We start from the raw sequence: 12662 nt of genomic DNA on the forward strand, positions 1-12662 counted from the left end.
GGCGCGACCCGCGCCTCCTCCTCGCCGTCATCCACGAAGTCAGGGCCTGCCTGCGCGAACACAATCGGACTGGCCGGCCCTCCAATGGATGCCTAGTACTTGTGGCGGATGCCAACAGCGACGCCGAGCATCGACGTTTGGCCACTGCCCAAGGCATAGCTATTGCCTAGGGCCAGGCTGTTCGCGTAGGCAATCGATGCGGAGTCCAGCGCCAGTCCAGCGTTCTTCGCATACGCCGCGGTCAGGTAGAGGTCGGTCCGCTTGGACAGGCCATAACCGACAATCGCGCTGATCTGCCATGGATTCGCAAGGCTCTTGTCGCCATTGAAGCTCTTGAGGTTGTCATAGGCGTACTCCAGCGTCAGACTGAGTGCCGGCGTCATCTGATAGATGCCGCCAATCCAGTAGTAGTCGTCTCGAAGCACCAGGGTGTCATGCTGGTCCCTGTTCTGGCCCCAACGGTATCCACCCATGATCTTGGCATTGCCAACACTGTAGCTTGCTGCTGCCATGGCCTTCTTGAACGTTCCGTTGCCCGACCCGATGGTCGGATTCAACTGGTCATAGCCCACGGCTACCGCCAGTGCTCCGGCCGAGTAGTTCAGGCCGGCGCCATAGGCAGTGTCTCGACGAAACTGGCCCGGAACCTCCCCGTTGCCGCCTACTGCGGTCCCGTTCGGGACAACCTGGGGCAAGGCGAGGCCTGTGCCGAACGACCAGTGCGCAACGGCGGTCACGGGGCCGAACGTCCCAGAGTACTTGGCGGTATTGTCCTCACGATAGTTCGCGCCAGCGAGCGTCACTGTCGGTTCATACTGGATTGCGAAATACGTCGGCACAAAGTTGCCGAGGCTGTCGAACATCGATGTGTATTGGCGGCCGAATGTAAGCTGACCATACCGCGAACTCTGCAAACCGACGAACGCTTGACGGCCGAACAGTCTGCCCCCTTGCTGCTGCGTTCCCGTGTCGAGATTGAAGCCGCTCTCCAGGACGAATAGCGACTTCAGGCCGCTGCCGAGCTCTTCCACACCCCGGATACCCCAGCGAGAGCCGGAAAGCCCTCCGGAATTCATCCGATAGGCATTGTTCCCGGTACCCGGATTGAAGGCGTTCGCCGCCGAGGGGACCGCCCCGACGTGGTTCGCGAACTCGATGTTCACATCTGCCACTCCATACAGCGTCACAGTCGACTGCGCCCATGCTCCGCTCGTGCAAGCCATCAGTGCAGCCGCTGCGATCTCCTTGAACCTCATGCTTCAACTCCTCCTCTTTTTGTTGCTATTACCATGGTGAAAACGTGCGCCTCCCCCGGCCAATACTTACCGTTCCGGAGTGCCTTCAATAGGGCATAGGCGAGAGAAAACGCGGCCGCTGGAGCTTGCTTCCAGCAGTTCGGCGGCATTGCTTCGGTCCAGTCCGTGCGCGCGTTGCACGCTAACGCGTGCAGTTCTTCAACACTGCTGCGGCGAGTGGGTGAGGCTGGTGATTGCGGCATGCGGATCGCCGCATGCACACAGGACGAGCGCACTTGCGTACTCGCCCGGCGAGAATGCCGATCTGCCGCCGCGTCAAATCGACATGGCCAGCTCCATCCCGCTCCGAATGGCGCGGAACGCATCCAGTTCCGCCGCGGATTGCGCACCACCAAGCAGGTGCGGCCGCTTGCCCAAGGCGATGAGCTGGTCATAGAGGGAGCGCTCAGCCACCTGGCCCGCGCAGACGATGACGTTGTCTACCGGCAGAACGCGCGCCTCTCCATTGCGGACATAGTGGACACCCGCGTCGTCGATCCGCGTATATTCCACGCCGGAAACCATGGCGACGCCGGCGCGGCGCAGTTCGGCCTTCAGGATCCAGCCGGTGGACTTCCCGAGGCGCTTGCCGGGCCGCTCGGGGCTGCGCTGGAACAGATGGATGTCGCGCCGCGGCTCGATGCTCGCCGACGCGCCTTCCAGGCCTCCTGGCGCGGCAAGCGCGGGATCGATCCCCCAGGCAGCGAAGAAGCGTGCCGTCGTGCTCTGGCTTCCCGCCTCATGCGACAGGAAGGCGGCAATGTCGAAGCCGATGCCGCCAGCCCCGATGATGGCAACCCGGCGGCCGACGGCGACGCGGCGCGCCAGTACGTCAACGTAGCTCAGCACGCTGGGATGGTCGATGCCCGGAATGGCGGGCACGCGTGGCTGCACGCCGGTCGCGATGACGACGTCGTCGTAGCCGCTCGCCAGCTCCGCAGCTTTCGCTTCATGCCCGAATCGCAGTTCGATCCCCTCGGTCTCCAGGCAGCCTTGGAAGTACCTGAGCAATTCGGCGAACTCGCCCTTGCCCGGGACCGTGCTCGCCATCTGGAGCTGGCCACCCGGCTTTGCCTGTGCCTCGTACAGGGTCACGGCGTGCCCCCGTTGCGCAGCGTTGATGGCGCAACTCAAGCCGGCCGGCCCGGCGCCCACGACTGCCACAGCCTTCCGCATCGGGGCCAGACTCTGCGGAAAGTCGATCTCACGTCCCGCCCGCGGATTGACCAGGCAACTGACAGGCCGCAGCGTGAATATATGGTCGAGGCAGGCCTGATTGCAGGCGATGCAAGGAGTGATCCGCTCCGGCCTGCCATCGCGGACCTTCCTTGCGAACTCAGGATCGGCAAGCAGTGGCCTGGCCATCGAAACCAGGTCGGCAACGCCATCCGCAAGCAACTCTTCGGCAACGTCGGCGGTATTGATGCGGTTGGAGGCGATGACCGGAATGGTCACGCTGCGCTTGACGTTCTGCACCGCATAGCTCCATGCGGCGCGAGGCACGACCGCCGCAATCGTGGGCACGTCCGCCTCATGCCAACCGATTCCCGTGTTCAGGACATGCACTCCCGCCTGTTCCAGCTCACGGGCCAGCACGGCGACCTCGGCCCCGGTCAGGCCACCTTCGACCAGGTCCACGGCCGAAATGCGGTAGATCAGCAGGAAACGCTCGCCCACCTCCCTGCGAATCGCCTTGACCACCTCAAGCGGCAGGCGCATGCGGTTTTCGAATGTACCGCCGAACTCGTCCTCGCGACGGTTGGTCCGCGTGCAGATGAACTGGTTGATCAGATAGCCCTCCGACCCCATCACTTCGACGCCGTCGTAGCCTACCTCCCTTGCCAGCGCCGCAGTGCGGGCGAACTCCTGAATGGTGGACCACACTTGCTGCGTGGTCAGCGCTCGCGGCTCGAAGTGATTGATCGGCGCCCTGAGTGCAGAAGGCGCGACGCAATCCGCGTGCTTGGCGTACCGGCCGGCATGGAGAATCTGCAGGGCGACGTGCCCGCCCTCTTCGTGCACGGCCGTCGTGATGGCCCGATGGACGTCGAGATCCTCGCGCGATGCCAGCAGCGGTGCACCGGGCTCCAGGCGACCCGCGGGACTCGGTGCCACGCCACCGCTCAGGATGAGTCCCACCTCACCCCGCGCCCGCTCGCGGTAGAAGGCCACCATCCGCTCGGTCGGCCTGTCGCATGTCTCGAGCCGGGTATGCATGGCACCCATGACCATGCGGTTGCGCAGCGTCAGAAAGCCCAGATCGAGGGGCGCGAGCAGCTTTGAATACGGCTTCATGGCAACTTCCAGAATGCGGCCGCAGCGCGCCGATGACGGCACCGCGCACCTGATTCCACGGGATGAGACGAATTGCGTGAGGCGCCACTGATGGCAGCGGCGCATTGCCGAGAGAATTCGGGGGTGGCGAGCCCTCAGCCCTCGTCGATGGCGATCGCGATCTTGCCGAACTGCCGGCCGGATTCCAGCCGGTCGAGCGCGGCATGGACCTCGCTCAGTGGATAGCGGGAATCGACCACCGGCCGCAATGCGGTCCGCTGCACAAATGACAGCAGATGCCCGAATTCGTCGAGATCGCCCAAGGTCGAACCCATGATCTGGAGCTGCCGGATGAAGATGCGCCGCAGGTCGGCCGGTGGCTGGTCTCCGGTGGTCGCCCCGCATGTCACGATGCGGCCGCCCCGCACCGCCGACTTGAGCGCGCTCGACCATACAGCCTGTCCGACGTTCTCGATGACGACGTCGACGCCGCGCCCGCCAGTCAGCTCCATCACCGCCTTCGACACATCCTGCGTCGCGCCGTTGATGGCATGGTCGGCGCCCATGGCTAGGGCACGCTCGAGCTTGCCGTCGTCACGCGAGGTGACGATGGCGCGGCTGCCCGCCAGCTTGGCAAGCTGCAGTGCCGCGAGCGATACGCCGCCGCCGATACCGAAGATGAGCACGCTCTCCCACGGCTTGAGCCGGGCCTTGGTGAACAGCATGCGCCAGGCCGTCAGGTGATTCACGCCCAGGGCCGCCGCTTCGGCAAAGTCCAGTCCCTCCGGCATCGCAAAGACATTGCTGGCCGGCAGGCTGACATACTCCGCCAAGGTGCCGTCACGATGCTCGCCGAGGTACTGGATCGAGGTGCAGAGCACGCCCTCGCCCCGCTGGCAGAATTCGCAGCGGCCGCAGGTCATGCCGGGGTGCAGCACGACCCGCCGGCCCGGCGTCAGCAGGCGTTCGGAAGCGTCCACCTCCTCGACGATGCCCGCAGCATCGAGCCCCATGATCTGCGGCAGCCGGTGCGTGATACCCGCGCCGGTGTCGCGCATATAGAGATCGACGCGATTGAGCGTGGCCGCACGGATGCGCACCAGGACCTCGCCATCTGCGCGGATCGGCTTCGGCCGATTGCCGATCGCCACGACTTCATTGCCGCCGTGGCCGGTAATGAAGGCGGCCCTCATCGTTGCTTGCATATGCCTCTCCAGAGCGTTTCGTGCCGCCGCGGCATCATCGATGCCGGAACTGGGGGTCACGCCGCTCGAGGAAGGCAGCCATGCCCTCCTTCAGGTCGTCCGTGGCGAAGAGGGCGTGCAGCTGCCGGCGCTCGAACAGCATGCCCTCCGACAGCGAGGACTCGTAGGCCCGGTTGATCGCCTCCTTGACCATCATCATCGACGGCAGCGAGCGTGCGGCGATCGTCTCGGCGGCGGCAATGGCTTCCTCCATCAACCGATCCGCGCTCACCACGCGCGACACCAGGCCGCTGCGCTCGGCTTCCTGCGCGTCCATGGTGCGCGATGTCATGCACATGTCCATCGCCTTGGCTTTCGAGATCGCCCTGGGCAGCCGCTGCGTGCCGCCTGCGCCGGGAATGACCGCGAGCTTGAGTTCTGGCAGGCCGAACCTGGCGTTGTCGGCGGCGATGATCATGTCGCACGCCATCGCGAGTTCGCAGCCGCCACCCAGTGCGAAGCCGGCCACCGCTGCAATGACAGGCTTGCGCACCTGGCGCAGCGTTTCCCAGTTGCGCGTGATGTAGTTCGTCTTGAACACATCCATATAGCCCCAGCCGGCCATCGCTGCGATGTCGGCGCCGGCGGCGAAGGCCTTCTCGCCGCCGGCGAGCACGATCGCGCCGATCCCATCATCTGCGTCGTAGGCGAGCAACGCCTGGCCCAGGGCGTCCATCAGCGCATCGTTCAGCGCATTCAGCTGCTTGGGGCGGTTGAGCGTGATCACGCCGACCCGGCCGATGGTTTCAACGATGATGGGGTTCTCGTTCATGCGGTCATACCTCGCTTACCTTGCTTACCTTGACGTTGTCTCTTCAGGCGCGGCCGTGAAGCTGGTCACGCAGCTTGAACTTCTGGACCTTTCCCGACGGCGTGGTCGGCAAGGCCGGCTGGATCTCCAGGCGCTCCGGCATATATTGGATCGCCACTTTCTGCTCTTTGAGAAAGGCGACCATCGCCGCCATGTCGAACTCCTGCCCCGGTTTGGGCACGACAAAGGCGCACGCCCGCTCCCCCAGGCGTTCATCGGGGTAGGAAACGATGGCCACCTGCGAGACAGCCGGATGGCGGTACAGCAGCGCCTCGATCTCCACCACGGGGATGTTCTCCCCACCGCGGATGATCACATCCTTGCTGCGGCCATCGATGCGCACATAGCCTTGCGCATCGATCCGCGCCAGATCGCCGGTATCGAACCACCCTTGCGCATCGGTAGCATTCAGATGCGGCCGATGGAGGTAGCCGCCGAAGTTCGAGCATGCGCGCGCCAGCAAGCGCCCGGTGGTGCCGGCCGGCAGCGGGGTATCGTCGGCGTCCACTACCTTCAGTTCCACGCCGGGCAGCGGGCATCCGTCGGTCGTGAAGGAACGCTCGTCATCATCCTCCAGCCGGGTGATCGTCAGGGCGCCGTTCTCCGTCATCCCCCAGCCGGAGACGATCTTGGCACCCAGCGTGCTGCGCGCCTGCTCCACCAGCGCGCCAGGAATGGGCGCCCCCGCACACAGGAAGACGCGCAGGCTCGGCACCGGGCGCTGGCTTTCCGCCACCACCCGGGTGAGGTCGGTGAGGAACGGCGTCGACGCCATATTGAAGGTCACGCCCTCCTCCCGGATCAGCTTCGCGGCCATGACCGGGTCCCAGACATCCTGGAGCACGACGCTGGCTCGCAGCATGATCGGCATCATCAGCCCGAACATGAAGCCGGTCTGGTGAGCCATCGGGGACGCCATCAGGACCGCGTCGCCGGCGCCCAGGCGCAGGCGCTCGGCGAAGGGGACGATGTTGGCCATCAGCGTGTTGGCCGTGTGCATCACGCCCTTGGGCTCGCCGGTGGTGCCCGAGGTGTAGAGCAGTTGTGTCACGTCGTCCGGGCCGGGGCGATGGCGCAGCAGGAGTTGAGCGGCATCCGCTTCACGCTCCCAGGCCGGTCCGCTCAGCAGCGCTTCGAAGCTGTTCGGACCATCGCCACCGGCCACCACCACGTGCTGCAGGTCGGGCAACTGCGCTCGCAGCGACGCGAACATGGCTTCGTGATCGAAGCCGCGGAACACCTTGGGCACGATGACGACCTTGCTGCCGGCGTGCTTGAGCATGAACGACAGCTCGCGCTCGCGGAAGATCGGCATCATCGGATTGATCACCGCGCCGATCCGCGAGCAGGCCAGATAGGTCACCGTCAGCTGCCACCAGTTCGGCAACTGGCAGGACACCACATCGTTGCGCCCGATGCCAAGGCGGACAAGGCCGACCGCGACGCGGTCGGCGAGCGCGGCCAGCTCCCGATAGGTGAAGCGCTTGACCGCCCCGCTTTCGACCTGCACGGCCGTGAGGGCGAGCTTGTCCGGACACTGCGCGCGGCAGGCGTCCAGGTCTGCGTTGATCGTGCGGTCGTGCCAAACCCCTTGCGCAATGCTGGCTTCACGCCGCGGCGGAATCAAAACGGTATCGAATTCCACGATGTATCTCCTCCCTGTGATGGTGCTGTTATAGGCGCGTCATCAAATCCGCACGCCGTCGCGCGCCGGCCAGGCCGAGCGACGGCGCCGCAGCGCTACTTCGCGTAGCGGCGGAAATCCGGCTTGCGCTTTTCCAGGAAGGACTTCACGCCTTCCTTGGACTCTTCCGTGTCGTAGTAGAGCTTGAGGGCGTACATGCCCATGCCCGCGATGCCGCTCTGGTGCGCGGTGTCCATATTGAACGAGCGCTTGGCGATCGCCAGCGCGGTCGGGCTCTTCTCGCCGATCTCGTCGCACCACTTCTGGACTTCGGCATCGAGCTGCTCGTGCGGCACCACGGTGTTGACCAGGCCCATTGCGAGCGCCTCCGCGGCGGGATAGCGCCGGCACAGGTACCACATCTCGCGCGCCTTCTTTTCGCCCACCACGCGCGCCAGGAAGGCGGTGCCATAGCCCGGGTCGATCGACCCCATCTTCGGGCCGACCTGGCCGAAGACGGCCTTGTCGGAGGCAATGGTGAAGTCGCAGATCGTGCACAGCACGTTGCCGCCGCCGATGGCGTAGCCCTGCACACGCGCGATCACCGGCTTGGGGACGTCGCGGATGGTGTTATGCAGTTGCTCCATCGGCAGTCCGACCGTGCCGTGGCCGTCGTACTGGCCGTCGTGGGCCGACTGGTCGCCTCCGGTGCAGAAAGCCCGGTCGCCTGCTCCCGCCAGCACGATGGCGCTGATCTCGCGGTTGTAGCCGGCGCGGTTCAGGGCATGGATGAGCTCTTCGCAGGTCCGTCCGCGGAAGGCATTCAGCTTCTCCGGCCGGTTGATCGTGATCCAGGCCGCGCCGTTGCGCACCTCATAGAGAAGGTCTTCGTATTGCATACTTGTTCTCTCTTGTAGGGAAGTTCAGCCGTTCATGGTGAGACCGCCGGACACGCTGAGCACCTGCCCGGTGATGAAGGCGGCATCGTCGCTGGCGAAGAACGCGATCGCGCCCGGCAGATCATCGGGCTGGCCGATGCGGCCGAGCGGAATCGCCCGGGTGAATGCCTCCAGCAGCTTCTCGGGATTGCCGGCGCCGATCTTGTAGTCATCGAGCAAGGCGGTGTCGGTCGGGCCTGGGCAGACCACGTTGACCGTGATGCCGTGGCGCGCATGTTCCCGTGCGATCGTCTTTGAGAACGACACCAGGCCACCCTTGCATGCCGCGTAGACGGCTTCACCGGAGGAGCCGACCCGGGCCGCATCCGACGCGATGTTGACGATGCGGCCATACTTGCGCTCGACCATCCCGGGCAGGACCGCGTGGTGCATATGCAATGCGCCCACCAGGTTGATCGCGATCAGGCGTTCCCAGTGAGCCGGTTCGGTCTTGGTGAAGGGCTTGAACACGTCCCAGCCGGCATTGTTGACCAGCACGTCGATCGGCCCGAAGGCGGATTGCGTCCGCGCGATCGCCGCATCGACGCTGGCGCGGTCGGTGATATCGCAGCGGATCGCCTCCGCGCGGCCACCACCTGCACGGATAGCCTCCGCCACAGCGCCGGCGGCCTCGGCATTGAGGTCCAGCACCGCGACAGCCGCGCCTTCGCGCGCAAAACGCCGGCAGGCAGCCCCGCCAATGCCGCCGCCGCCACCGGTCACGATGACTGTCTTACCCGCAAGTCTTTGCACAGGCTTCTCCTTTGAGATTGAAGTGGTTACGTTAGTCGGGGAGTTCCTCGCCCCCCGCAAAAATATGACAACTGGTTGCTGTATACTAAGATCGAACTTGAGCAAATGCAAGAAGGGAGTTTCGCTGAATGTCCATCGTAAACCCGGAGCATGATTCCAGATTTGTTAGGGCTGAGCTGGCCAACCGGACGCTCTTCCGCCTCTATCAATGTGCAAATATGTTGCACAAAACAGGAACGAAGGCGGTGGAGGAGGAAGGATTGACGACGCAGCAGTGGGCTGTGCTGGGCGCACTGTCACGCGAACAGGCCGCCAGCGGCATGAGCGTGGGGGACCTGGCACGCTATCTGATGGTCAGTCGGCAGAATCTGGCAGGCGTCATCAGCCGGATGGAACGCGACGGACATGTCTCCATCGCCACCGATGGCCGCGACCGCCGCTCGCGCGTCATCCGGATGACAGAAGACGGCCGCCGCCTGTGGTTCGAGCGCACACGGCCAAAAATCCACGACTACTACGAGCACGCGATGGCCGACTTCTCGACCGGCGATATCGCGCACATGCTGCACTATCTGCTCAAGTTGCTGGAGAACATGAAGCGGCTGGACGGAAGCGATGGCGTCGATGAGGTCATCGAGGACTGAAAGAGATGGAACGAGACTGAGCGATGACGGCTGCCTCGACGATCGGCCAGCCTTCACCGGCGAACCACTTGTCCATCGGCGCCAATTCAAGTCGCCGGGCCGAGACGCCGTAAAATCCTCCGGACACCGTCTGGAGAATCTCCCCCTATGAAGAAGGCTTTCCTCTTCGCCGCCGCGCTTGTCGCGTCCATCGCAAACGCCGAGCCCTCAGGCAATGCGGCAGCGCCCCTCGGCCTCGAACTCGGCAAGACCAAGTGCGGGCAGATGACCCCTGGCCCGAACCGGGTGAAGAGCGGCAAGACGCAGTGGGCCGGCGGAGATGCGATCGAGCTCAAGAACCTGGGCCGCTTCAACCTGCCGGGCCTGACCCGGGCGACCGTGAACTGCGACGCCCAGGACACCATTGCGCTCATTACCCTGACGTTCGACCGGTCGGCGCTGGACGATGTCACCAAGAAGCTCGACTCTCGCTACGAGTCCAAGCGCAAGACGGAACCCAATGCCCAGAGCGGCTACGCCGAGTGGGCTGCGGCAAACGGCAGTCTCGAGTTGCTGTCTGCACGCGACGGCAAGCAGTTCACGGTGGCTTACTGGGCGAAGGGCGCCAAGGCGAAGTACTTCGCCTACAGTGGTACCGGCGACAAGAAGCCGGCTGCGGCAAACCCGCCTGCGCCGAAAGAGCCGGCGCCGCTGTGACAGGCAGGTGCTGCGCAGGAATGATCGCGTGCGGTCATGCCAAGCCGCTCGACCAATAAAGGCGTCGTTAGGGGCATTAACCATCGCATCCGCTGGGGAGCGACGAGTCGGCAGCCGCGTGGCAAGGCGCAAGGCCCCGCATCGACGGAAGCCCTGCGCCTCGCCTCACCGCGTCAGCGAACAGGCGCCTCAGTGACGCCCCGCGCCCAGCGTTTCCCGCTTGATCTTCTTCGCCAGCGACCACTTGTGCACCTCGGTCGGGCCATCGTAGATGCGGAAGGCGCGCACCTCGCGGAACACTTGCTCGACGATGGAATCGCGCGAGACGCCCATGCCGCCCATGATCTGCACGCAGCGGTCGGCCACGCGGAACAGCGCGTCGGACACGGCCACCTTGGCCATCGAGCTTTCGGCGGTGCCCAGCGAGCCGCCGTCGAGCACGCCCGCGCACCAATCGATCATCAGCGCGGCCTGCTGCAGGTCGATCAGGTTGTCGGCCAGCATGAAGCCCACGCCCTCGTGGTCGATCAGCAGCTTGCCGAAGGCCTTGCGCGTGGTGGCGTACTGGGTGGCGATCTCATGCGCGCGCGCGGTCGAGCCGAACCAGCGCATGCAGTGCGACAGCCGCGCCGGCGACAGGCGCACCTGCGCATAGCGCAGCCCTTCGTTGACCTCGCCGAGCACCTGGTCCTGCGGCACGCGCAGGTTCTCGATGGCGATCAGCGCATGACCGCCCGGCATCGAGCTGTCGATGGTGTCGAGCACGCGCTCGATGCGGATGGCGGGATGCGGCAGGTCGACCAGGAACATGGTCGCCTGCACCTTGTCGGGGCTGCCGGTGCGCGCCATCACGATGCCCACCGAGGCACCCTCGGCGCCTGTGATGAACATCTTGCGGCCGTTGACCACCCATTCGTCGCCGTCGAGCACGGCCGTGGTCTGCAGCATCGACGGATCGGACCCCGCGCCGCCGTCCTCGGCCGGCTCGGTCATGAAGAAGGCCGAGCGCGCCTCGCCGCGCACCAGCTTGTCGAGAAAGCGCTGCTTCTGCGCGGGCGTGGCCACCTTGCCCAGCAGGAACATATTGCCCTCGTCCGGCGCCATCGTATTGACGGCCACCGGGCCCAGCGGCGACAGGCCCGAGCGCTTGAGCACGGCGGCGGTCTCGACCTGGTTCAGGTGGCCGCCGTCCGGCAGGATATGCGGCGTCATCACGCCGGCCTCGCGCGCCTTGGCGCGCAACTCGTGCACCAGTTCCTCGGAGGGGCCGTGCGCGCCGAGGCGCGGGTCGCGCTCGTAGGGGGTGACGACGTCGCGCACGAAGGCCTCGACACGGTCCGCGATCACGCGGCTGCGTTCAGTGGGGCAAGGGGTGAACATGACTGTCCTTTCTCAGGCTGAGGTTTAAAGCGTATTGACCAGGTGCCCGCCGTCCACGGTCAGCACCGAGCCGGTCATATAGCGGGATGCATCGGAAGCGAGCAGCAGCAGCGGACCATCCAGGTCCTCCAGCTGCCCGAGCCGCCGCTGCGGAATGCGTTGGATCAGCGCCTTGCCGCCCTCGGTCTCCCAGAAACCGCTGTTGATCTCAGTTTCGAAATAACCGGGCGCCAGCGCGTTGACGCGGATCCCGTACCGCGCCCATTCCAGCGCCAGCGTCTTGGTGAGCTGGATCACTCCCGCCTTGGACACAGCATAGGAAACCACCCCACCCGCCTGCCGCAGCCCCAGGATCGACGCCACATTGATGATGCTGCCGCCGCCGCGCTCGCGCATGCCAGGCGCCAGCGCCTGCGCCACATAGAACAGGCCCTTGAGGTTGGTGTCCATCACCGCATCCCAATCCTCCTCCGGATGCCGCAGCGCCGCGCCCTCGCGCGCCACCCCGGCGTTATTGATGAGGATATCGACCGGCCCCACGGCCTCGGCCAGGCCGGCGCGCGAAGCCGCATCCGTCACATCCAGCGCCACACATTGGACTGAGCCGACAGCGCCGATCTTCTCCGCCAGCGCCTCCAGCGCCCCCACCCGCCGTGCCGCAATCACCACCTCCGCGCCATGCGCGGCCAGCAATTGCGCGAAATGCGCCCCCAGCCCGCTGGACGCCCCGGTCACCAGGGCGCGCTTGCCCTTCAGTTGCTCCGATACCGACGACATGCATGCCTCCTCACGAATTGTTCCGCTAGATTGTAGGACAATTTTGAAGGATAAAACCATCCCAATCGACGCTCAGTTACAATTCCCCGATGCCCAAGCGCCCCTCCCCCACTCCCGAGACCCCCGCCGAACTCCGCCCGGCACACGAGGACGCCGCCACGCCCGACCTCGATTCCGGCGGTGACGGCAGCGCCTCCGATGCCGTCTTCTACGGCATCGTCAACGG

11 protein-coding genes are annotated in these 12662 nt (G+C 65.3%); 2 read left to right on the plus strand and 9 right to left on the minus strand.

Annotation, left to right across the window (positions count from 1 at the left end):
- Positions 1 to 92: 92 nt before the first annotated feature.
- The 7 genes from AC1Z3O_RS32575 to badH all read right to left on the minus strand — a co-directional run bounded on the left by AC1Z3O_RS32575 (position 93) and on the right by badH (position 8939).
- Positions 93 to 1256, minus strand: a complete 1164-nt coding sequence (locus AC1Z3O_RS32575) for a porin (protein ID WP_483521097.1) — start codon at positions 1254 to 1256, stop codon at positions 93 to 95.
- Between the two features lie 315 nt (positions 1257 to 1571).
- Positions 1572 to 3590, minus strand: a complete 2019-nt coding sequence (locus AC1Z3O_RS32580; RefSeq protein ID WP_483521099.1) for an FAD-dependent oxidoreductase — start codon at positions 3588 to 3590, stop codon at positions 1572 to 1574.
- A gap of 134 nt (positions 3591 to 3724) precedes the next feature.
- Positions 3725 to 4774 (minus strand): zinc-binding dehydrogenase, encoded by a 1050-nt coding sequence (locus AC1Z3O_RS32585; protein WP_483521100.1) that lies wholly within the window; start codon positions 4772 to 4774, stop codon positions 3725 to 3727.
- Positions 4775 to 4808: 34 nt separating this feature from the next.
- Complete coding sequence (locus AC1Z3O_RS32590) at positions 4809 to 5585, minus strand: enoyl-CoA hydratase (RefSeq protein ID WP_483521102.1); 777 nt, start codon at positions 5583 to 5585, stop codon at positions 4809 to 4811.
- Between the two features lie 43 nt (positions 5586 to 5628).
- Positions 5629 to 7269 carry a cyclohexanecarboxylate-CoA ligase gene (gene aliA, locus AC1Z3O_RS32595; RefSeq protein WP_483521104.1) on the minus strand — a complete coding sequence of 547 codons (1641 nt, stop codon included), beginning with the start codon at positions 7267 to 7269 and terminating at the stop codon, positions 5629 to 5631.
- Positions 7270 to 7364: 95 nt separating this feature from the next.
- Positions 7365 to 8147: a 2-ketocyclohexanecarboxyl-CoA hydrolase gene (gene badI / locus AC1Z3O_RS32600; protein ID WP_483521106.1), complete on the minus strand. Its 783-nt coding sequence runs from the start codon at positions 8145 to 8147 to the stop codon at positions 7365 to 7367.
- Between the two features lie 24 nt (positions 8148 to 8171).
- A complete protein-coding gene (gene badH, locus AC1Z3O_RS32605) occupies positions 8172 to 8939 on the minus strand; it encodes a 2-hydroxycyclohexanecarboxyl-CoA dehydrogenase (protein WP_483522115.1) in 768 nt (255 codons plus the stop codon).
- 128 nt (positions 8940 to 9067) lie between these two features.
- Here badH and AC1Z3O_RS32610 point away from each other — a divergent pair, with 128 nt between their 5' ends.
- Together AC1Z3O_RS32610 and AC1Z3O_RS32615 are read left to right on the plus strand one after the other, a co-directional pair.
- Positions 9068 to 9583 carry a MarR family winged helix-turn-helix transcriptional regulator gene (locus AC1Z3O_RS32610; RefSeq protein WP_483521108.1) on the plus strand — a complete coding sequence of 172 codons (516 nt, stop codon included), beginning with the start codon at positions 9068 to 9070 and terminating at the stop codon, positions 9581 to 9583.
- A 147-nt stretch (positions 9584 to 9730) separates the two neighbouring features.
- Positions 9731 to 10279, plus strand: a complete 549-nt coding sequence (locus AC1Z3O_RS32615; RefSeq protein WP_483521110.1) for a hypothetical protein — start codon at positions 9731 to 9733, stop codon at positions 10277 to 10279.
- A gap of 189 nt (positions 10280 to 10468) precedes the next feature.
- Here AC1Z3O_RS32615 and AC1Z3O_RS32620 read toward each other — a convergent pair whose 3' ends face one another.
- Both AC1Z3O_RS32620 and AC1Z3O_RS32625 read right to left on the minus strand, forming a co-directional pair.
- Positions 10469 to 11659 carry an acyl-CoA dehydrogenase family protein gene (locus AC1Z3O_RS32620; RefSeq protein WP_483521112.1) on the minus strand — a complete coding sequence of 397 codons (1191 nt, stop codon included), beginning with the start codon at positions 11657 to 11659 and terminating at the stop codon, positions 10469 to 10471.
- Between the two features lie 24 nt (positions 11660 to 11683).
- Complete coding sequence (locus AC1Z3O_RS32625) at positions 11684 to 12436, minus strand: SDR family NAD(P)-dependent oxidoreductase (protein ID WP_483521114.1); 753 nt, start codon at positions 12434 to 12436, stop codon at positions 11684 to 11686.
- Between the last annotated feature and the right edge of the window lie 226 nt (positions 12437 to 12662).

The organism is Cupriavidus sp. 09_S30, assembly GCF_056930435.1.

What these genes read in the sequence shown, in the direction of transcription:
- AC1Z3O_RS32575 (WP_483521097.1), bottom strand. Translation starts at nt 1,256, where the DNA reads ATGAGGTTCAAGGAGATCGCAGCGGCTGCACTGATGGCTTGCACGAGC.
- AC1Z3O_RS32580 (WP_483521099.1), bottom strand. Translation starts at nt 3,590, where the DNA reads ATGAAGCCGTATTCAAAGCTGCTCGCGCCCCTCGATCTGGGCTTTCTG.
- AC1Z3O_RS32585 (WP_483521100.1), bottom strand. Translation starts at nt 4,774, where the DNA reads ATGCAAGCAACGATGAGGGCCGCCTTCATTACCGGCCACGGCGGCAAT.
- AC1Z3O_RS32590 (WP_483521102.1), bottom strand. Translation starts at nt 5,585, where the DNA reads ATGAACGAGAACCCCATCATCGTTGAAACCATCGGCCGGGTCGGCGTG.
- badI (WP_483521106.1), bottom strand. Translation starts at nt 8,147, where the DNA reads ATGCAATACGAAGACCTTCTCTATGAGGTGCGCAACGGCGCGGCCTGG.
- AC1Z3O_RS32610 (WP_483521108.1), top strand. Translation starts at nt 9,068, where the DNA reads ATGTCCATCGTAAACCCGGAGCATGATTCCAGATTTGTTAGGGCTGAG.
- AC1Z3O_RS32615 (WP_483521110.1), top strand. Translation starts at nt 9,731, where the DNA reads ATGAAGAAGGCTTTCCTCTTCGCCGCCGCGCTTGTCGCGTCCATCGCA.
- AC1Z3O_RS32620 (WP_483521112.1), bottom strand. Translation starts at nt 11,659, where the DNA reads ATGTTCACCCCTTGCCCCACTGAACGCAGCCGCGTGATCGCGGACCGT.
- AC1Z3O_RS32625 (WP_483521114.1), bottom strand. Translation starts at nt 12,436, where the DNA reads ATGTCGTCGGTATCGGAGCAACTGAAGGGCAAGCGCGCCCTGGTGACC.